This window comes from Pseudomonas sp. LBUM1676, from assembly GCF_059695605.1.
In genome coordinates, this window is the sequence record NZ_CP166777.1 from 4,718,564 (window position 1) to 4,739,117 (window position 20,554).

General features: G+C 60.6%; 13 protein-coding genes. 10 read left to right on the forward strand and 3 right to left on the reverse strand.

Annotation, left to right across the window (positions count from 1 at the left end; all coding sequences use genetic code 11):
* Positions 1-37 precede the first annotated feature (37 nt).
* The 3 genes from ACA041_RS21870 to ACA041_RS21880 are packed head-to-tail and all read left to right on the forward strand — an operon-like array spanning position 38 to position 4,586.
* Positions 38-1,210 (forward strand): efflux RND transporter periplasmic adaptor subunit, encoded by a 1,173-nt coding sequence (locus tag ACA041_RS21870; RefSeq protein WP_497437494.1) that lies wholly within the window; start codon positions 38-40, stop codon positions 1,208-1,210.
* A complete protein-coding gene (locus ACA041_RS21875) occupies positions 1,211-3,184 on the forward strand; it encodes a MacB family efflux pump subunit (protein ID WP_497437496.1) in 1,974 nt (657 codons plus the stop codon).
* A 7-nt stretch (positions 3,185-3,191) separates the two neighbouring features.
* Positions 3,192-4,586 (forward strand): efflux transporter outer membrane subunit, encoded by a 1,395-nt coding sequence (locus ACA041_RS21880; RefSeq protein ID WP_497437499.1) that lies wholly within the window; start codon positions 3,192-3,194, stop codon positions 4,584-4,586.
* Between the two features lie 131 nt (positions 4,587-4,717).
* Here the strand turns inward: ACA041_RS21880 and pvdP are convergent, their stop codons facing one another.
* A complete protein-coding gene (gene pvdP / locus ACA041_RS21885) occupies positions 4,718-6,346 on the reverse strand; it encodes a pyoverdine maturation tyrosinase PvdP (protein ID WP_497437504.1) in 1,629 nt (542 codons plus the stop codon).
* A 253-nt stretch (positions 6,347-6,599) separates the two neighbouring features.
* On the opposite strand from pvdP, the gene pvdM reads away from it, so the two are divergent.
* From pvdM to ACA041_RS21910, 5 genes are all read left to right on the forward strand, one after another.
* Positions 6,600-7,949, forward strand: coding sequence for a pyoverdine-tailoring dipeptidase-like protein PvdM (pvdM, locus tag ACA041_RS21890; RefSeq protein WP_497437508.1), 1,350 nt, complete (start codon positions 6,600-6,602; stop codon positions 7,947-7,949).
* Between the two features lie 28 nt (positions 7,950-7,977).
* Positions 7,978-9,258, forward strand: a complete 1,281-nt coding sequence (pvdN, locus tag ACA041_RS21895) for a pyoverdine-tailoring periplasmic protein PvdN (protein WP_497437513.1) — start codon at positions 7,978-7,980, stop codon at positions 9,256-9,258.
* 155 nt (positions 9,259-9,413) lie between these two features.
* The gene (gene pvdO / locus ACA041_RS21900) at positions 9,414-10,292 is read left to right on the forward strand and encodes a dihydropyoverdine dehydrogenase (protein ID WP_497437517.1); all 879 of its coding nucleotides are present in this window, start codon (positions 9,414-9,416) and stop codon (positions 10,290-10,292) included.
* 239 nt (positions 10,293-10,531) lie between these two features.
* A complete protein-coding gene (locus tag ACA041_RS21905) occupies positions 10,532-12,181 on the forward strand; it encodes a cyclic peptide export ABC transporter (protein ID WP_497437519.1) in 1,650 nt (549 codons plus the stop codon).
* Positions 12,182-12,516: 335 nt separating this feature from the next.
* Entirely contained in the window at positions 12,517-14,976 is a 2,460-nt protein-coding gene (locus tag ACA041_RS21910) for a TonB-dependent siderophore receptor (RefSeq protein ID WP_497437522.1), read from the forward strand.
* Between the two features lie 237 nt (positions 14,977-15,213).
* On the opposite strand, the gene ACA041_RS21915 is transcribed toward ACA041_RS21910, so the two are convergent.
* Positions 15,214-15,573 carry a DUF6124 family protein gene (locus ACA041_RS21915; RefSeq protein WP_497437525.1) on the reverse strand — a complete coding sequence of 120 codons (360 nt, stop codon included), beginning with the start codon at positions 15,571-15,573 and terminating at the stop codon, positions 15,214-15,216.
* Between the two features lie 634 nt (positions 15,574-16,207).
* Between ACA041_RS21915 and ACA041_RS21920 the strand changes: the two genes are divergently transcribed.
* Both ACA041_RS21920 and ACA041_RS21925 read left to right on the forward strand, forming a co-directional pair.
* The gene (locus ACA041_RS21920; RefSeq protein WP_497437529.1) at positions 16,208-18,919 is read left to right on the forward strand and encodes a hypothetical protein; all 2,712 of its coding nucleotides are present in this window, start codon (positions 16,208-16,210) and stop codon (positions 18,917-18,919) included.
* 4 nt (positions 18,920-18,923) lie between these two features.
* Entirely contained in the window at positions 18,924-19,424 is a 501-nt protein-coding gene (locus ACA041_RS21925; protein WP_497437534.1) for a hypothetical protein, read from the forward strand.
* Between the two features lie 59 nt (positions 19,425-19,483).
* Here the strand turns inward: ACA041_RS21925 and ACA041_RS21930 are convergent, their stop codons facing one another.
* Positions 19,484-20,473, reverse strand: a complete 990-nt coding sequence (locus tag ACA041_RS21930) for an alpha/beta hydrolase (RefSeq protein WP_497437539.1) — start codon at positions 20,471-20,473, stop codon at positions 19,484-19,486.
* Positions 20,474-20,554: the final 81 nt, after the last annotated feature.

A 20,554-nucleotide genomic window follows, 5' to 3' on the forward strand; every position in this document is an offset into this window, starting at 1 on the left:
TGAGCGACGGGCCGATAGTCATTGGCCGGAACCCTGCATGAAACGCCCCCGACAGACCCGACGCGCACTGCTTGCAGCACTTTGCCTGATCCCCGTTTTCGCCGTCGCCGCCTGGCAGTTCATCCCGCCCGGTCGCGACCAGTTCGCCACCGTGCCCGTCACTCGGGGCGACATCGAAAGCAGCGTCACGGCCCTGGGCACCCTGCAACCTCGGCGTTACGTCGACGTGGGCGCCCAGGCGTCGGGGCAGATCCAGAAAATCCATGTGGAAGTCGGCGACGTGGTCAAGGAAGGCGAACTGCTGGTGGAAATCGATCCCTCCACGCAACAGGCCAAACTCGACGCCGGGCGCTTTTCCATCGAAAACCTCAAGGCGCAGCTGCAGGAGCAACGGGCGCAGCACGACCTCGCGCGACAGAAATACCAGCGCCAGCAGAACCTCAAGGCCGGGGGCGCCACCCGGGAAGAAGACGTGCAGACCGCCGAGGCCGAACTGCGCGCCACCCAGGCCCGCATCGATATGTTCCAGGCGCAGATCCGCCAGGCCCAGGCCAGCCTGCGCAGCGATCAGGCCGAACTCGGTTACACGCGGATTTACGCGCCGATGGCGGGCACCGTGGTCGCCCTCGACGCCCGGGTCGGCCAGACGCTCAACGCCCAGCAACAGACGCCGCTGATCCTGCGCATCGCCAAGTTGTCACCGATGACGGTCTGGGCCGAGGTGTCGGAAGCCGACATCGGTCACGTCAAGCCTGGCATGACGGCCTGGTTCACCACCCTCAGCGGTGGCAAGCGTCGCTGGAACAGCACCGTGCGGCAAATCCTGCCGGTGCCGCCCAAGCCGCTGGACCAGACCAGCCAGGGCGGCGGCAGCCCGGCCAGCTCGAGCAAAAGCGGCAGCGCCCGCGTCGTGCTGTACACGGTGTTGCTCGACGTCGATAACGCCGACAACGCACTGATGGCGGAAATGACCACGCAAGTATTCTTTGTCGCCGATCAGGCGAAAAATGTCCTCACCGCGCCGATTGCGGCCCTGCAAGCCGGCACGCAAGCGGACAGCCAGACCGCCCGGGTCGTCGCCGAAAACGGTCGCGTCGAGCAACGCGACGTTCGCACCGGGATCAGCGATCGCCTGCGGGTGCAGATCCTCGAGGGCTTGCAGGAAGGCGATCACTTGCTGATCGGTCCGGCCGACGGGAGTGGCGGCTGAATGCTGACGCCCCTGATCGACCTGCAGGACATCCGCAAAGCCTACGGCGGCGGCGATTCACCTGAAGTTCACGTGTTGCGCGGCATCGACCTGTCGATCCATGCCGGGGAGTTCGTGGCGATCGTCGGCGCGTCCGGCTCCGGCAAGTCGACGCTGATGAACATTCTCGGCTGCCTCGACCGCCCCACATCGGGTGAATACCGCTTCGCCGGGGAAAACGTCGCCGCACTCGACAGCGACGAACTGGCCTGGCTGCGACGTGAAGCCTTTGGTTTTGTGTTCCAGGGCTACCACCTGATTCCGTCCGGCTCGGCCCAGGAAAACGTCGAGATGCCGGCGATCTATGCCGGAACTCCGGCGGCCGAACGCCATGCCCGCGCCGCCGCCCTGCTGGACCGCCTGGGGCTGGCCTCGCGCACCGGCAATCGTCCGCATCAACTCTCCGGCGGCCAGCAACAACGGGTGTCCATTGCCCGCGCCTTGATGAACGGCGGCCATATCATCCTCGCCGACGAACCCACCGGCGCCCTCGACAGCCACAGCGGCGCCGAGGTCATGACCCTGCTCGACGAGCTGGCGAGCCAGGGTCACGTGGTGATCCTCATCACCCACGACCGCGAAGTCGCGGCCCGGGCCAAGCGCATCATCGAAATCCGCGACGGGCTGATCATCAGCGACAGCGCCGTGGACAACCCTGACGCACAGAGGTCGGCCAATCCCGGCGCGTTGCAAGCGGTGGATCTGCGCAAGCGCCTGACCGAGGGCGCCGAAGCCACCGGCGCCTGGAAAGGCGAGTTGGTGGATGCGGTGCAAGCGGCGTGGCGGGTGATGTGGATCAACCGCTTTCGCACGGCGCTGACGTTACTGGGGATCATCATCGGCGTCGCGTCGGTGGTGGTGATGCTGGCGGTCGGTGAAGGCAGCAAGCGCCAAGTGATGGCGCAGATGGGCGCGTTTGGCTCCAACATCATTTACCTCAGCGGCTCGTCACCGAACCCACGCACGCCCTTGGGCATCGTCACCCTGGACGACGTCGCCGCGGTGGCCAGCCTGCCGCAGGTGACACGGATCATGCCGGTCAACGGCCAGGAAGCCGGGGTGCGCTTCGGCAACCTCGATCACTTGAGTTACGTCGGCGGCAACGACACCAACTTCCCGGCGATCTTCAACTGGCCCGTGGTCGAAGGCAGCTACTTCACCGAAGCCGATGAACGCAATGCCGCGGCGGTGGCGGTGATCGGGCACAAGGTCCGGACCAAGTTGCTCAAGGACGTCGCCAACCCGATCGGCCAGTACATCCTGATCGAAAACGTGCCGTTCCAGGTGGTCGGCGTGCTGGCCGAAAAAGGCGCCAGTTCCGGCGACTCCGACAGCGACGACCGCATCGCCATCCCCTACTCCGCTGCCAGTGTGCGGCTGTTCGGCACCCACAACCCCGAATACGTGGCCATCGCCGCCGCCGATGCGCGCAAGGTCAAGGAAACGGAACATGCCATCGAACAGTTGATGCTGCGCCTGCACAACGGCAAAAAGGATTTCGAGCTGACCAACAACGCGGCGATGATCCAGGCCGAAGCGCGCACGCAGAATACCCTGTCGTTGATGCTCGGCTCGATTGCGGCGATTTCACTGTTGGTGGGTGGCATCGGGGTGATGAACATCATGCTCATGACCGTGCGCGAACGGACCCGCGAGATCGGCATCCGCATGGCCACCGGCGCCCGCCAGCGCGACATTCTGCGCCAGTTCCTCACCGAAGCGGTGATGCTTTCAGTGGTCGGTGGCCTCGCCGGGATTGCCCTGGCACTGATCGTCGGCGGCGTGCTGATCCTCAGCGAAGTCGCGGTCGCGTTCTCCTTGATAGCGGTGCTCGGCGCCTTCGGCTGCGCCCTGGTCACCGGTGTTGTCTTCGGCTTCATGCCGGCCCGCAAAGCTGCCCGGCTCGACCCGGTCACGGCCCTTACCAGTGAATGATCTCTCCATGAAGCCGCAACTGAGTTTGCTGACCCTTTGCCTGTTGCTCGGCGCCTGTGGCAGTCCCGCCCAGCGTCCGGACAGCGACATCCAGCCGCCTTCGTCATGGCAGTCGCCGCATACGCAGGATGCCACGCAGCGCAACCTGCAATGGTGGACGCAATTCGGCAGCCCGCAGCTCGATCGCCTGATCGGGCAAGCCAGGGTCGGCAGCTACGACCTGGCCGCCGCCATCGCCCGGGTGCGCCAGGCGCAGGCGGACACGGTGATTGCCGGCGGCTCGCTGCTGCCCGAGGTGACCACCGCCCTGAATGCCAATCGGCAAAAACTGCTGCGCGGCGATGGCTACAGCCAACTCGACGCCGACAGCAGCAACAAGGCGGTGGATTATTTCGACGCCAACCTCAGCGCCAGTTACGAAATCGATTTCTGGGGCGGCCAACGCGCCTCCCGCGACAGTGCGCAGTTCGGCTTGCAGGCCAGCGAATTCGATCAGGCGACGGTGGAGTTGACGCTGCTCAGCGGCGTCGCCAACAGCTACGCGCAAACCTTGTCGTTGCACGAGCAGAGTCGCATTGCCGAGTTGAACCTGGCCAACGCACAGAATGTCCTGGCACTGGTACAGACCCGTTTTGATTCGGGCTCGGCAACCGCCCTGGAACTGGCTCAGCAGAAGAGCCTGGTCGCCGCACAACAGCGACAATTGCCGCTGGTACAGCAACAGGCCCAGGACGCGTTGATCAGCCTCGCCGCCCTGCTCGGCCAGCCGGTTCAGCAATTGCGTCTGGGCGCGGAACGCTTTGATCAGCTGTCATGGCCGACCATCGCGGCCGGCGTGCCCAGCGAGTTGCTCACCCGCCGCCCGGACATCGCCCGGGCCGAAGCACAACTGTCCGCCGCGCAAGCCGATGTCACCGTCGCTCGCGCGGCCATGCTGCCTGCCGTGACCCTGAGCGCGGAACTGGGCTCCGGTGCCGACCGCGCCGCGGACATCCTGCGCAATCCGTTCTACAACCTCACCGCCGGGCTGCTCGCGCCGGTGTTCAACAACGGCCGCCTGAGCGCCGAGCGCGACAAGGCCACGGCGCGCCAGGAAGAACTGCTGGAGAACTACCGCGGGGCAATCATCAATGGTTTCGCCGACGTGGAGAAAGCGCTGAACAGCATTCGTGGGCTGGATGCACAGCGGCAGTGGCAAAGTGAGGAACTGAGCCAGGCGCAGACCGCTTTCAATATTGCTCAAAGTCGTTACGAGGCCGGGGCCGAGGATTTGCTGACGGTGCTGGAGACGCAGCGCACCTTGTATGCGGCGCAGGATTTGAATGTGCAGCTGCGGTTGTCGCGGTTGCAGGCGAGTATTGCGTTGTACAAGGCGCTTGGGGGTGGGTGGCAGGCTTTATAATTTTGCGGCGTCTGTTCGGCCGCCTTCGCGGGCAAGCCTCGCTCCTACGGGTTTTGTGGTATGCCCCAAGGCACACATAAAACTGTAGGAGCGAGGCTTGCCCGCGAAGAACGATAACGCGGTCTCCCTGCTCAACTCGTAATCGGCTTGGCCTTCAAATGCCGCGCATACCAAGGCCGCTGCGGCACCTTGCGCATCAGGTCCGCCAGCTTCTTCTCGTCCTCGCCAAAGGTAATGCGCAACGCCAGCTTCATGGTTTCCGGGTCCATTTCCACTGACTTGCCCACCTGCAACCCCGGCGTAGTGCTACAGCCATGGGTGCTCGGGCCCAGCCATGGGTCGTCGATCTCGACCCAGCGACCCGGCGCAAACCACGCCACGCCATTGACTTCCAGCCGACTGACTTCTCCCGGATGAAACCGCTCATGGGCGCGGAACCAGTCTTCCAGACGGTCATCGATCCAGCCGTGAAAGTGCCAGAACACCGGGCTCACGTGGGAAGAAAACGGATCGCCGAGGAAGTCGTTTTCCGGAGCAAACCAGCGCGCGGAGAAGTCCGACGGATCCCGCGCGAAGGGCACCGGCTGGCCGTTGGACGGATCCCGGGGCACCGAGGCCCAGCGCATGTGCAGCCAGTCGTGCAGGCCCAGCTCCACCTCCGAACCGAACTGGCCCAGGGTCAGCTTCGACAGATAGCGCGGATCGCGGTAGCGCGACTCCCAGACCTGGAAATTGCTGTGGTAAGTCTCGGCGGTCTTGATGTCGGCGACCCATTGCGAATACTCGGCATCGTCGTCCGCCAGCCAGGTCGGTGGCAGCGCGGTGCCGTCGTGGTTGTCGCAATAATTGGCGAAGCCGATGCGATCGCGCGCCAGTTCCGGCTGTGGCAAGGGGAAATGCGGCCAGGACGGCAGGTCTTGCAGGGAGCGCGCTTTACCGAGCATTTGTCGGTGCATGAAGAAAAAATCCACACCCGAGCCATTGCGATCCTTGCGTGTACCACGGGCATCACGCTCCTTGTCCCGCGGCCCCGGCTGCCAGCCAATGCCGCGCAGCGCGCCGCGCTGGTCTTCGGACAGGGTGTGCCACTTGTCCCGGGAGGCATGCCAGAGCTGGTGGAACAGTCGATGTTCGGGGGACACCAGCCAGGCCAACAGTGCCGGATTGAGGCCGGTGCGTTCGCGGGCTTCGGGGAATACCCGTTTGACGGCGATGAAGCGGTTGTCCTGGGCGGTCATCATCAACGGACGGTCCAGGTTCAGCACCCGGCCGCTGAGGGTGCCGCTGCCGGCGTTGCCGAAACCGGCCCAGACTTCATCCAGCGCCATGCTGAATTCGTAATCCGGCGTGCCGTTGGCCGCATGGGCGCCGACCAGCCGCCAGCTTAATTGGGCTGGCTTGGCCTCGGCCAGATCGCCGAGCACCCGGTAGCGCGGTTCTTCACTCGAGCGCAAACGCTCGGCGGTATCGAGATAGCCGATCAAGCCGCGGCCTTTATGGCCGACGTCGAGGAACACTTCCAGGCCGTCCCGGGGCAAACCTTCAATGCCGGCATCGCGGCCTTCGAAACGAATCTGCCAGACCCCGCGCAAGGTGTTCGCCAAATGCTGGCCCGCGACATCGGCGACATCGAACGAAGCTTCCCCGGGGGTGATCGTCGGATCCGCTTTCGTCCATTGGCGATGCCCATAAAAAGCCGCAGGCACCGCGGCGCCGGTCAGCGCCAGGCCTGCCATGAACCATCGTCGAGAAATCGTCATTGCCCTACCTGTGTCAGCCATGAAGCAGGCTTTATCCAAGCTAGAACGTTTGTTGCCTTCACAAATTTAAGAGCTTCGCTGGCAAGCCAGCTCCTACAAGGGTTCTTCGGTGTTCACACAATTCCCTGTAGGAGCTGGCTTGCCAGCGAAGAGGCCAGCACAAACACTAAATTCCTTCCTCGGCCACTCGTTCTTCCCAGATAGCAAAGGCCCCCACACACGCACCGGGGCGGCGAACCTGACTGAGACGGCAATGACCAAACCACGTTCGAAAAAAGCGCTCTACATCGGCCTGCCGCTGGCCCTGGCGATCAGTGCCGGTGCCGGCTTTGCGGCCTGGGACTACTGGTTCAAGGACAACCCCGGGTACCCGGTCAAGGTGATGAAACAGGCCGATGAACTGCAGGAACGCATGCTTTCATTCGACAGCCACATCACCGTGCCCATGGATTTCGGCACCGCCGGCAACGAAGCCGACAAGGACGGCAGCGGCCAGTTCGACCTGGTCAAGAGCGGGCGCGGGCGCCTGTCCGGCGCGGCCCTGACGATCTTTGGCTGGCCGGAAATCTGGAACGGCGAAAACGCCCCGCACCGCCCTACCGCAGGGTTCGTCGACGAAGCACGCTTCGAACAGGAAACCCGCTACAAAATCATCAACGCCATGGTCCGCGATTTCCCCAATCAGGTTGCCATCGCCTACACCCCCGACGACTTCCGCCGCCTGCATGGCGAAGGCAAGTTCGCGATCTTCCTGAGCATGCTCAACGCCTATCCGTTGGGCAACGACCTCAACGCCCTGGACAAATGGGCGGCTCGCGGCATGCGCATGTTCGGCTTCAGTTACGTGGGCAACAACGCCTGGGCTGATTCATCCCGACCGCTGCCGTTTTTCAACGACTCCCGGGACGCCCTCGGCGGCTTGTCGGAGATCGGCAAACAAGCCGTGCAGCGTCTCAACGACCTCGGCGTGATCATCGATGTGTCGCAGATGTCGACCAAGGCCCTGGAGCAGGTCGCCCGGTTGAGCCGCACCCCGATGGTCGCCTCCCACTCGGCGCCTCGAGCCCTGGTGGACATCCCGCGTAACCTCAGCGACCAGGAAATGCAACTGATCAAGAACAGCGGTGGCGTGGTGCAGATCGTTGGCTTCCCGACCTACATCCGCCCCCTGAGCCAGGCCACCCAGGACAAACTCAACGCCCTGCGCGCCCGCTTCGACCTGCAACCGCTGCAAGGCCTGGAGATGGCGCTGATGCCTGGCGATCCGGTGATCACCGTCTGGTCCGAGCAACGTTTCGGCGAATACGCTAGCCAGCTCTACGCGATTGTCGACGAAGAACCCAAGGCCACGCTCAAGGACTACGGCGACGCCATTGACTATGCGGTGAAGAAAATCGGCATCGACCATGTCGGTATCAGTTCCGACTTCAACGATGGCGGCGGCCTCGATGGCTGGAAGGACGTCAGCGAGGGGCGCAACGTCACCGCCGAGCTGATCAGCCGCGGTTACAGCGAAGCCGATATCGCCAAGCTCTGGGGCGGCAATTTCCTGCGGGTCTGGGACCAGGTGCAAAAATCATCCAGACCTGTGGCCAATAACTGATCCCGACTTTGCCAGGCGAAACGAACCCATGACCAACCGACGTACATTCCTCAAACAGGCCGGCATTCTCGCGGCGGGCCTGCCCTTGGGCGCCGCCGTGAACCTGCCGGCGTCGGCCGCCAGCCCGGCACCGCTGGCCAGGGACAAATGGGCGCAGTTGCGCCAGCTGTTCAACCAGGACCCGGACTATCTGCACTTCGCCAATTTCCTGGTGACTTCACACCCACGACCCGTGCGTGAGGCGATCGACCTGCACCGCGCCAACCTCGACCGCAACCCCGGCCTGGCCATGGACTGGGACCTGGGGGAAACCGAAAAGCGCGAGCATGAAGTGCGAGTCTGGGCCGGTCGTTATCTGAAAGCCGCGCCGGAACAGATCGCCCTCACCGGCAGTACGACCGAAGGCCTGTCGCTGATCTATGGCGGCATCCACGTGCGCCCGGACCAGGAAATCCTCACCAGCGAACACGAACACTACGCCACCAACTATGCCTTGGCGTACCGCCAGCAAAAGGACGGGGTCAAGGTGCGCAAGCTCAAGCTGTTCGAGCACAGCCACAGCGTTTCGGCGGATGAAGTGCTCGGTACGATCGCCAAAGGCATTCGCCCCGAAACCCGTGTGCTGGGCATGACCTGGGTGCAATCGGGCAGTGGCGTGAAACTGCCGATCGGCGAGATTGGCAAACTGGTGGAGGAACGCAACCGCAACCGCGAGGAAAAGGACCGCATTCTGTATGTGGTCGATGGTGTGCACGGCTTCGGCGTCGATGACCTCGACTTCCCCGACATGCACTGCGACTTCTTCATTGCCGGCACCCACAAATGGATGTTCGGCCCGCGCGGCACCGGGATCATCTGCGCCCGTTCAGCCGAGCTCAAGGACGTGACGCCGACCATCCCGACCTTCTCCGAAGCCACCACCTTCTCCACCATCATGACCCCGGGCGGTTATCACAGTTTCGAGCACCGCTGGGCCCTGGACGAAGCCTTCAAGCTGCACCTGGACCTGGGCAAGGCCGAGGTCCAGGCGCGTATCCATGCGCTCAATACCTATGCAAAAAACCGCCTGCTGGAAGACCGGCAGATAGAACTGGTGACACCAAAAAGTGCGCAATTGTCGGCCGGCTTCACCTTCTTCCGGATCAAGGACCGGGACTGTGAAAAAGTCGCACTCCAACTGATGCAGAATCGCGTGGTCTGCGACTCAGTGGAACGCGACGTCGGCCCGGTGATCCGCATTGCGCCCGGGTTGCTTAACACTGAAAACGATATCGACCGCTTTATCGCATTGCTGAGCAAGACCAGCTGACGGCATGACGCCGAACCCTGTGGGAGCGAGACCGGCTTGCCGGCGAAGACGGACTCTCAGCCACCATTGACGTCGACTGACACGCCGCCTTCGCGAGCAGACTCGCTCCCACATTGGATTTGCGTGACACCCGTTTTTTTATATCGAGATGACTCATGAACAGTAATCTGTTGCCCCGCCCGCTCAAGGCGCTCGCCCTCACCGCCCTCATGGCCGGTCTGCTACCAACCACCGCCCAAGCCGCTGCCGCTGCGCAACCAGGCAAGGTATTCAAGGACTGCCGGGATTGCCCGGAAATGGTCGTACTGCCCGCCGGGACCTTCTCCATGGGCACCCCTGACGACGAAGTCGGGCGTGAACCCGACGAAGGTCCGATGCATGAAGTGACCTTCGCCAAGCCGTTCGCCATGAGCCGTTTCCAGGTCACCGCCGGTGAGTGGGACAGCTACGTGCGCGAGAGCGGCGTGACCATCGCCAACGGCGATACCCGGCCCGGCCGCGAGTGCATCGCCAGCAAGCCACGCTATCCCCAAAGCCCGCGCCAGCCGGCGGTGTGCATGAACTTCGATGACGTGAAAAACTACGTCGCCTGGCTGTCGAAAAAAACCGGGCAGCCGTACCGCATGGTCAGTGAGGCGCAACGCGAATACGCGGCACGTGGTGGCAGCAAAGGCCCGTTCCCCTTCCCGTTCGATGAAGGCAAGCCATACAGCATCGCCAGGCACGCCAACACCTACGGCCCGGCGGACGGCTACAGCTACAGCTCGCCGGTGGGCAGCTACCCGCCCAACGCGTTCGGGATGTATGACATGCATGGCAATGTCTACGAATGGGTCGAAGACTGCGAACACCCCGATTACGTCGGTGCACCCACCGATGGCAGCGCCTGGGTCGAGGCCAATTGCGAAGCCGTACGGATTCGCGGCAACGACTGGGGTGAAGCCCCGGTGTTCTCGCGCTCGGGCAACCGCAACAGCCAGTACCCGCAAGAGCGTGGGGACTGGATGGGCTTTCGCATAGTGCGCGACCTCTAAGCCCGCCCTGTTTTTGGGGCGACGGTGATCCCTGTAGGAGCGAGCTTGCTCGCGAAGAATTTGAACGCGACGCATTTTTCCAGACAGCACGCGTCATCGTTCACGTCCATCGCGAGCAAGCTCGCTCCTACAGGGTCGGTGTCGATCAGCCCCACCGCCAGTCGCCACCCTTCTAAATTAACCCCTCCACCAGACGTTCTACTGGGTATCTGCCTTTACGACCCAAGGAACCGTCTTCCATGACCCAGCCAACCCGTGGCGCCATCGGCGAATTGTTCGCCCTGTTGAAACCCTTTCGGCTCATCGTCGCCGCGTCCATCTTCCTGGGCATGGTCGGCGGCCTGAGCGTCACGGTACTGCTGGCAACCATCAATAACGCCCTGCATTCGGAAACCGGCCTGACCCAAGGCGTGGTCGCGCTGTTCGCCGGCCTGTGCCTGCTGGCGCTGGCCAGTTCGATCTGCTCCGACATCGGCACCAACTACGTCGGCCAGCACATCATCGCCAAACTGCGTAAACAGCTCGGTGAAAAAGTCCTGTCGGCCCCGATCGAACAAATCGAGCGCTATCGCAGCCATCGCCTGATCCCGGTGCTGACCCACGACGTCGACACCATCAGCGACTTCGCCTTCGCCTTCGCCCCCCTGGCGATTTCCGTCACCGTGACCCTCGGCTGCATGGGCTACCTGGCGATCCTGTCGTGGCCGATGTTCCTGATCATGGTCGCCGCGATCCTGATCGGCACGGCGATCCAGGCCTACGCCCAGAGCAAGGGCGTGCAGGGTTTCATGGCCGCCCGCGACGCCGAAGACGAACTGCAAAAGCACTACAACGCGATTGCCGAAGGCGCCAAGGAACTGCGCATTCACCGCCCTCGCCGCCAGCGCATGTTCGTCTCGGGCATCAAGGCCACCGCCGAGTTCATCTGCAACACCCAGGTACGCTCGATCAACACCTTCGTCATCGCCAAGACCTTCGGCTCGATGCTGTTCTTCGTGGTGATCGGCCTGGCCCTGGCGCTGCAAACCTACTGGCCGAGCGCCGACAAGACCGTGATGAGCGGCTTCGTGCTGGTGCTGCTGTACATGAAAGGTCCGCTGGAACACCTGATCAGCACCTTGCCCATCGTCAGCCGCGCGCAGATTGCCTTCCGCCGCATCGCCGAGCTGTCCGAGCAGTTTTCCACCCCTGAACCTCATCTGCTGTTGAGTGATCAGGGCAACGTCAAGCTGGCGGTGCACGAATTGAAACTGGCGGATGTGCGTTTCACTTTCCCGGCGGCTGAAGGTGCCGCGCCTTTCCAGCTCGGGCCGGTGAACCTGACGATCAAACAAGGCGACATCACCTTTATCGTCGGCGAGAACGGTTGCGGCAAGACCACGCTGATCAAGTTGCTGCTGGGCCTGTACCCGCCGCAGCAGGGTGCAATCCACGTCAACGGCGTGGCCATCGACGCGCAGAACCGCGACGACTATCGCCAGCTGTTCACCACCATCTTTGCCGACTATTACCTGTTCGATGATGTGGTCCAGGGCGATACGCACATCCCCGAGGACGCCAACAAGTACCTGCAACGGCTGGAGATCGCGCACAAGGTCAGCGTCAAGGACGGCAATTTCACCACCACCGACCTCTCCACCGGCCAGCGCAAGCGCCTGGCCCTGGTCAATGCCTGGCTCGAGGAGCGCCCGGTGCTGGTGTTCGACGAATGGGCGGCCGACCAGGACCCGACCTTCCGCCGGATCTTCTACACCGAGCTGCTGCCGGACCTCAAACGCTTGGGCAAGACCATCATCGTGATCTCCCACGACGACCGCTATTTCGATGTGGCGGATCAGTTGGTGCGCATGGAAAGCGGAAAGGTCATCACCGAAATGGCCCCTGCCTGAAGACTGGCTTCACACACATCTGTGGTGCAGGGCTTCCCTGTGGCGAGGGGCTCTTTGTGGCGAGGGAGCTTGCTCCCGCTGGGCTGCGAAGCGGCCCCACCTTATCCCTGACAAGAAAGGGACTGCTGCGCAGTCAAGCGGGAGCGAGCTCCCTCGCCACAGGTTCAGTGTCGGGCAGCTGACTCACTGCAGGACCACACAAAAACCAACTGACTCCTCCCTCCAGAAATTTATTTTGCCGGTTTCTTTCCGGTTTTCCATTAGTGCTGCGTCTAATAATCATTCCTATTAACAAAAAATGCTGCACAACACTTTTTCAGGAGCTCAGGTAAGTAATGCGACCTCAAACCCGCCGCACACCTCTCGCGCTGGCCGTACAGCGCCCGACTTTGCATCGCACCCTGTTCACTAGCGTACTGCTGACCGCCACCTTGCTGGGGAGCTCGATGGCCAATGCTGCACCTGTAAAAGTGAGTATCCCGGTCCAGCCGCTGTCCAGCGCCCTGACCGAACTGGGCATGCAGACCAACCTGCAGATCCTGTACAGCCCGGACCAGGTCGCCGGGATCAAGTCCCGCACGGTGTCCGGCTCGCTGGAACCGTCCCAGGCCCTGGCGGAACTGCTCAAGGGCACCGGCATTTCGTTCCAGATCAACGGCAACAGCGTCACCCTGGTGTCCGGCGGCGGCTCGAGCCTGCAACTGGGCGCGACCACCATTTCCGGCCAGGCCCTGGGCCTTAATACCGAAGACACCGGTTCCTACACCACCGGCGCGACCACCACCGCGACCAAGCTGCCGCTGACCCTGCGTGAAACACCACAATCGGTGACCGTGGTGACTCGTCAGCAAATGGACGATCGCGGTGTCACCAGCGTCGCCGACGCCTTGCGCAATACCCCCGGCATCACGATGCAGAAGTACGACAGTGACCGCACCGAGTTTTCCTCCCGCGGCTTCGCCATCACCAACTTTCAATACGATGGCGTCAACATCCCCTACGACGGCGTTTACGGAGAAAACCCCAACAACAGCGACGACTCCGCCAGCCTCGACCGCATCGAAGTCATCAAAGGCGCGACCGGCCTGATGACCGGCTCGGGTGACCCGTCCGCCACCGTCAACCTGGTGCGCAAGAAACCGACCAAGGAATTCAAGGCCTCGGTCAGCGCCACCGCCGGGTACTGGGACAACTACCGCACCGAAGGCGACATCTCCGGTTCGCTGACCGATTCGGGCAACGTGCGTGGCCGCTTCGTGGGCGCCTACCAGGACAAAGATTCGTACATCGACCACTACAGCCAGAAGAAAGACCTGTTCTACGGCGTCCTCGAAGCCGACCTCACCGACGACACCCTGCTGACCTTCGGCATCGACAAGTCCAGCGCCACCCCGCGCGGCAGTTCCTGGACCGGTAACTCGCCGTTCTTCACCGACGGTGGCCGTACCGATTTCTCGCGCAGCTTCAACCCGGGCGCCGACTGGAGCCGTCGTGATTTCGACAGCACCACTTATTTCGCCTCGCTGGAACAGGCCCTGGCCAACGACTGGAAACTCAAGGTCAGCCTCGACCAGAAAACCACCGATCACGATACCCGCCTGGCCTCGGCCAGTGGCGGCAACCCGGACCGCACCACCGGTGAAGGGATGTTCTTTTACTGGGGTCGCTGGGAAGGCCATCGCGTGCAGAACACCGCTGACGTGAATGTCTCCGGCCCGTTCTCCCTGGGCGGTCGCGAGCACGAACTGGTTGCTGGTTTCATGACTTCGCACTCGCGCCAGACCGGTGCCACCTACGACACCAGCGCCTTCGAACTGGTCCCGGGCAGCATCTTCGACTGGAAAGGCAACCTGCCGGTGCAGGACTTCCCGAAAAACGGCAAGTACGAGCGCACCACCAGCCAGAACGGCGTCTACCTGGCCACGCGCCTGCGTCCGACCGACGACCTGTCGTTCATCCTCGGCAGCCGCCTGAGCACCTTCAAATACAACGAAGATTACACCTACTACCCGGGCGGCACCTTGTCCGACACCCACGCCAGCTACAAGGAACACGGCGTGGTCACGCCTTACGCCGGTGTGGTCTATGACCTGAACGACACGTACTCGGTCTATGCCAGTTACACCAGCATCTACCAGCCGCAGATCTACAAGGACGCCAGCGGCAAGACCCTGGAGCCGGTTGAAGGCGACGCCTACGAGACCGGTCTGAAAGCGGCCTATTTCGACGGCAGACTGAACGCCAGCCTGGCCTTCTTCCGCATCGAACAGGACAACGTCGCCCAATACGTCACCACCGACGGCACCGGCCAGGACGTGTACGAAGCCATCTCCGGCGCCACCACCAACGGTGTGGAACTGGAACTGGCCGGCGAGCTGGCGCAAGACTGGAACGTCTCTGCCGGCTACACCTACGCCCGCACCCGCGACCAGGACGAACAGCGCATCTTCGGCTTCCCGCTGGCCACCAGCAAACCGGAACACAGCGTACGTACGTTCACCACCTACCGCCTGCCGGGCGCGCTGAACCAGGTCACCGTCGGTGGCGGTATCAGCTGGCAGAGCGCGTTCTACGGCCAGACCTTCAGCCCGACCGATGGCAGCGTCAATCTCAAGCAAGGCGGCTACACCCTGGTGGACCTGATGACTCGCTACAAGTACGACGAACACCTGAGCTTCACCGTCAATGCCAACAATGTCTTCGACAAGAAGTACCTGACGGGCCTGGGCAACTTCGGCACCACCTTCTCCGGCGAGCCGCGTAACATGCAAGTCACCGCGAAGTATGATTTCTGAGCGTTGAGCTGAATTGAAAAATGCCCGTGTCGTGAGATGCGGGCATTTTTTTTGCTGAGAGTTTTATGGTGACTGTTATGCCGCCTTCGCGAGCAAGCTCGCTCCCACAGGGGATCTTCGGTGAACACAGAATTTATGTTCACAGCGGCCACCTGTGGGAGCGAGCTTGCTCGCGAAGGCGATGGCCGCCCTTCTACAAATCCCGGCACCAGACATCCGGCGAAGGGGCAGTGACCACTAAGGCGGGTCGAGCCGATCCAGCGCCCGGTTCACCGCCAGCTCCCCCAGCATGATCACCTGCGCAATCCCCAGCAGGGTATTGCGATGCGCCCCCTCCAGAAACCCCGCCAGATCACTGGCCATGACATTGGCCGACGCCAGCGACTCGCAGGCATGGACCAGCAGGGTTTCGGTATCGAGTTCCGGGTTGACGGTGTACATGGTGCTGGGCTTGCGCGGGCTGGCCATGATGTTGGCGGCCGGGTTGAGGTGGTAATTGAGGGCGCGCTCGGCGCCTTCGTGGAGTTTTTTTGAATCGAGGTTTTCGGAGGGTGATGCCGGATCGGTGTCCGGCGGATTGGGCGTTACCTTGAACATAGATGAAACTCCTAATGCGAAGAACAAAGGAGCCATCACCCTCGCTACCAAACGAAAGGTGGCGGCCATACGCGGGTTGGTAGACCGGTCGCATTAGGAACCCGGCGCCCCTGAAGGAGCCCTGCGCATGGCCACCATAAAACAGAGTCCGGAGAAAGCGACTGCGTAAGGTGGCGCTATGCGCCTAATACGAAACGGGCTACCAAACCCGATCGCTGTTTTTCAGCGACCGACAAACGATAGAGCCCGCACCCAAGGCGCACAAGCCGGCGGATTCTGGCGTAACTGTAGGCAATGGCGCAAGGCTGTGTGGCTTTCGGGAAGGAACCTGGCTGGCTTTAAACACGCAGAAAATTACATGTAAAAAAAGCTCCGGATAGAGGTCGAACAACCCTCGGCGCAATGCCTTTAACCACACCATAAAAAACTCCTACAGATCTGACAGCCCAACACCCGGACGCGTCCTACGCGCATTTCGGACGCATCCTATTTCAATCGTTATCAGCTTCTAGAAAGCTGTCGAGCGTTTGATCGAGGGCGGACATAAAGCCTCCCCATACGCCATCCAGAAGTCCTTGGCACTGACGGATTTCTCTGCCGGACTCTTTACGCAGAACAAGGAGCGACACTCAACATGGCCAGCTTGCTTTCCCGACTTTTTGGATTTCACGACAACCGCAGGGACACGCGATTTGATGGGCCGAGCGTCCCAGTCTTGCCGACGCCCGATACCCGGGCAGTCCAGACATCTACGGCCTCGGAATTCAGCGTCGACGTATTGCAGCCGCTGAAGAATTGGAGTCATCCGCTTAAGGACACGGGCAATCCGCTGGCACAGTTGACTCACATGGCCAAAGCCGCCGCGGGTTACTACCCGATCGGCCGCAGCGGGCTGTTTCACGGCGGTGTGCATTTCGACAGCGGTACCGGCATCCCCCCGGATAAATCCGTGTGCTGTCTGGCTGACGGTGAAGTAGTGGCCTACCGCGTCGACACGCAATCGCCGACCACGCGCTACTTCGTCAACACCACCACTGTCGGCAAACCTTTTTCACGCAACTTCGTGCTGGTGCGCCATCGGTTACAACCACCGAAAATCGAAGGCAGCCCGAATACACCGCCCAGCCTGACCTTCTACAGCTTGTACATGCACCTGCAGGATTGGGCGGTGTACAAGAAGAATTCTGCCATCGCGCGCCCGGCGTCCTGGCCGCAGAGCCCGACCCTGCGCGTCAAGCAGACAGCGAACGATGTCCGCTCCGGCCAGCTGGATCAGCCTGGCCTGAACGTGCGCCACATGGATCGGAAGCAGGGTAAGGTGATTGACTTGCTGCCACGCGGAGCAGAAGTGACCGTCAGTGGTACCGGGCTCTACCGCAAGCTGGAAAACCGTCTTGGCCCCGCCAAGCTGATCAATGCCGATGGTTCGCTAGCGGGCTACATCGCCGCCAGCATTCTGCAACCGATTGCTGGCAACGAGTACCGCATCACGTCGTCGAAAGAGTTGGTCAATGTTCGATCTGAACCGATCATTCCTTGCAAGGTGATTGCAGAGCTGCCGACCGGAACGGTCGTCACGGTCAGCGGAGAGGGCGATTTCCGTAAGCTGGAGCGCATCAACCAGTACGTGCATTTCAACTGGCTGGAAGGCGAGCAGGAACCCCTGGCAGCAGATCGTATAGTCGTGCTCGACCAGCCCGTTCCCATCAAGGCAGGGGATCTGATCGGTCACCTCGGTAAGTATCAGGACAGCGGCGCGGAGCAGCCGGAACACAAGCTCCACCTGGAAGTGTTCAGTGGCGATGACATCGATATGTTTATCGAGGCCAGCCGCGAGTGGGCTCAGCGCCTGCCGGACAAAGATAAAACCTGGCTGAAACTGGCCAAAGGCACGGCCGTCGTGGCTCATGAAGACAATGTCACGGCCGCACAACTGAAGGCGATGAGTGCAGACAGTCCACTCAGTGCCGCCGACCTGCTGCTCCCCAAGAGGGTGCTGGATGGTCTGCGGGCAGAGGACAAAATTATCGTTGCCTCAACGAGTGTGCACAAAGCCCGCAACTGGTATCGCCTCGATGGACTACTGCATGACGCGAACAACAACCTGCTCACAGGCTGGGTGTGCGAAGAAGTCGGCGTCACGCCTTGGTTCAGTCCGTGGTCCTGGGAAGGTTATGACGTCATTTTCGACTTCAGCATGCCGAAGCACGCCATGGCGTCGTTTTTCAGCGCTGTCAACCGCTTCAGCGATGCGCAACGCGAGCACTTTCGTCCTCTGGCCGAGAAAGACAATCACGGGCCGATGAAGAGCCGGCTGTACGACATCATCGACCGTAATCGCGACGGCAAGATGACCGCCGAAGAATTGCAAGCTGCCCTGCGCCTACCGGCCCACGCGCAAGCGATCTCACAATTGATCCTGCGCAAGGAAAGCGAGTGGTTTCACCAGCCGCAGAAATGGGATGCGCTGGATGAGTTGCTCGGCCACAGCGGCTCGACGCCGCACTTGAATTGGTTGGCGGAGAAACAGCGGATCAAAGAAATGAGTTGGTGGGAGGAAGTTGCGGATAAGGTGGGGTTGCCGTCTTGGGGGAGGCCATACCACTTTCATCCGATTGGGTTGGTAGGTTTGTTTTCGGAAACGCAAGAGCTAATCACCATGGAGATGTTGAAAGCTGCAGATCCGCATGGAACGTCCATTTACCACCAAGAAATCTTGCCTTATCTAAATATGTATGCCCCCATATATAAAATCGATACCCCATTGCGCATTGTACATTTTCTTGCACAAGTTGGTCACGAAAGCCAATTCAAAGTAAAAAGCGAAAACGGTAATTATAGCCCTAGGAGAATGCGCGAGATATTTGGATGCAAAGGAGGTCAAAAAAATTACAACACAGGAGAGGATGACTGCGATCTAGGTCGGCTTCGAAGCAAACTTTGGAGTCATGAACATCTCTACGCTAACAACGCGACAAAATTACTCAGCTATGTATATGCCGACAGAATGGGGAATGGAGGGGAAGATACGCAAGATGGGTATAAATACCGAGGCAGAGGAATTATTCAACTTACCGGTAGATTTAACTACGAGCGCTACACTAGAATTCACAACACCGCAAACCCAAGTGATTTGAAAGATTTTGCAGGGAACCCTGATCTAATTATTGACGAACTACAATATGGGGTAGAGTCGGCATTTGTTTATTGCTCAATGACTAATTTTAATTCGGCTGCCGATGAAGACAACATAGAAAAAACAACGCAGATAATTAATGGTGGGCACAATGGCCTGCATGAACGAAAGAAAATCCTGAACAACATAAAATTGATTATGGGGATATAATCTTGTGAAAAAACTCTCAATATTTTTCTTTTTGTTTGTCTCTACTGTCATTGTTGCGAAGGAATCAATTACCACCAAGGACATTGATCTATGTTCGCCAGATGAACAAATCATCTTTTTCTGCAAGGCAGAGTATAAAATTGCAGGGATTTGTGCATCTAAAAACCTTAGCAATTTAACAGGCTTTGCTCAGTACAGAGTTTTTGATATAGATAAAAACATGATCGAGTTTGTTTTCCCAGAAAAGCCCACACCCCCTGGTCGGAATTTCATTATGGCGACCGAGCCGTTGCCGGGTGGAATTGATGTTAAAATTAAATTTTCAAACAAAGAGTTTTTGTACATCATTCATGAACGAGATGCTCCAGTGGCGGGAGAGGGTTTTGAGGGTCTTAGCGAAATAACAATCAGACGTGATGAGAAAACTCTTGCTTCCATAAAATGCCTCAATGATGATTCGGAGGTACGGAGAGCAGGTTACGAAAGTTTCTTTATGCAAGACTGATTTAACTATTCTAATGAGATATTAGTTGATTTTGATCAGACATAATCAACCGCCATTCTTTAACTAGGAATGGCGGGCATTGTTATTTCACCTCGAAGCCGCGCCCGCACCCACCCCGCCACTTCTGCATGAATCCCTTCCACTTCACTCAACAACCCACCCATACGCATGAAATCATGGGTCATACCCGGCTGTTCCAGCAGCGTCACGTCATTACCGGCAGCGCGCAAGCGCTCGGCGTAGGCCAGCCCTTCGTCATGCAAGGGGTCATGGCCGGCCAGGTACACCAGTGCCGGCGCAACGCCTGACAGATCGTCAGCCAGCAACGGCGAGCAGCGCCAGTCCGCCAGGTCCTGGGGCGTGCGTGCGTAATGGGCGTAGAACCAGTCCAGCGTCGGCGTTTCCAGCAGGTAGCCTTCGGCGAAGTCGCGGTGCGAGGCGCGTTTGGTGGTGGCATCTGTCACTGGATACACCAGCACTTGGGCCTTGGGTTTCAGCAGTAATTCTGCAGGTTCGCGCACGGCCATGATCGACAGCACCGTGGCCAGGGTCGCACCGACGCTGTCACCGGCCAGTGCCACCCGTGTGGCATCCAGGCCACGGGCCGCGCCTTCGCGGACCAGCCAGTTGCCGGCATCGCAGGCGTCCTGTATCGGGGTCGGGAAACGCCATTCCGGTGCCAGGCGGTAATCCACCGTCAACAGGGCGAAACCGCCTTGGGCTGCCAGGCGTCGGCACAGTGCGTCGTGGGATTCAAGACTGCCGACCACGTAACCGCCGCCGTGGAAATACAGGACCACGGGCTGCAGTCCATCGACCGGCTTGCCATCGCGATACAACCGCGCCGAGAGGCTATGGCCATCCCGCGCGGCTATGGTGAATTCCTCACAGGCAACACTGTCCAGCGGCACATCGAGAAAGCCCGAGGAGGCTTCGAAGTCGATTCGCGCCTGTTGCGGCGACTGTTCATGCATGGCGCGGCTTTTGCCGGTCAGACGGCCGAATTCGGCGAGTTCGAGGAAAGCTTCAAGCTCTGGCAGTACGGCCATGGGGGGGAATCCTTTTACGCAATGAGGTCAATAATCGGGCAATACACACTATTGAATCGAACGAGGATCCCCTGTAGGAGC

Coding starts and splice junctions, on each gene's coding strand:
- ACA041_RS21910 (WP_497437522.1), top strand. CDS start 12,517: ATGCGACCTCAAACCCGCCGCACACCTCTCGCGCTGGCCGTACAGCGC.
- pvdP (WP_497437504.1), bottom strand. CDS start 6,346: ATGACGATTTCTCGACGATGGTTCATGGCAGGCCTGGCGCTGACCGGC.
- pvdO (WP_497437517.1), top strand. CDS start 9,414: ATGAACAGTAATCTGTTGCCCCGCCCGCTCAAGGCGCTCGCCCTCACC.
- ACA041_RS21870 (WP_497437494.1), top strand. CDS start 38: ATGAAACGCCCCCGACAGACCCGACGCGCACTGCTTGCAGCACTTTGC.
- pvdM (WP_497437508.1), top strand. CDS start 6,600: ATGACCAAACCACGTTCGAAAAAAGCGCTCTACATCGGCCTGCCGCTG.
- pvdN (WP_497437513.1), top strand. CDS start 7,978: ATGACCAACCGACGTACATTCCTCAAACAGGCCGGCATTCTCGCGGCG.
- ACA041_RS21905 (WP_497437519.1), top strand. CDS start 10,532: ATGACCCAGCCAACCCGTGGCGCCATCGGCGAATTGTTCGCCCTGTTG.
- ACA041_RS21930 (WP_497437539.1), bottom strand. CDS start 20,473: ATGGCCGTACTGCCAGAGCTTGAAGCTTTCCTCGAACTCGCCGAATTC.
- ACA041_RS21880 (WP_497437499.1), top strand. CDS start 3,192: ATGAAGCCGCAACTGAGTTTGCTGACCCTTTGCCTGTTGCTCGGCGCC.
- ACA041_RS21915 (WP_497437525.1), bottom strand. CDS start 15,573: ATGTTCAAGGTAACGCCCAATCCGCCGGACACCGATCCGGCATCACCC.
- ACA041_RS21875 (WP_497437496.1), top strand. CDS start 1,211: ATGCTGACGCCCCTGATCGACCTGCAGGACATCCGCAAAGCCTACGGC.
- ACA041_RS21920 (WP_497437529.1), top strand. CDS start 16,208: ATGGCCAGCTTGCTTTCCCGACTTTTTGGATTTCACGACAACCGCAGG.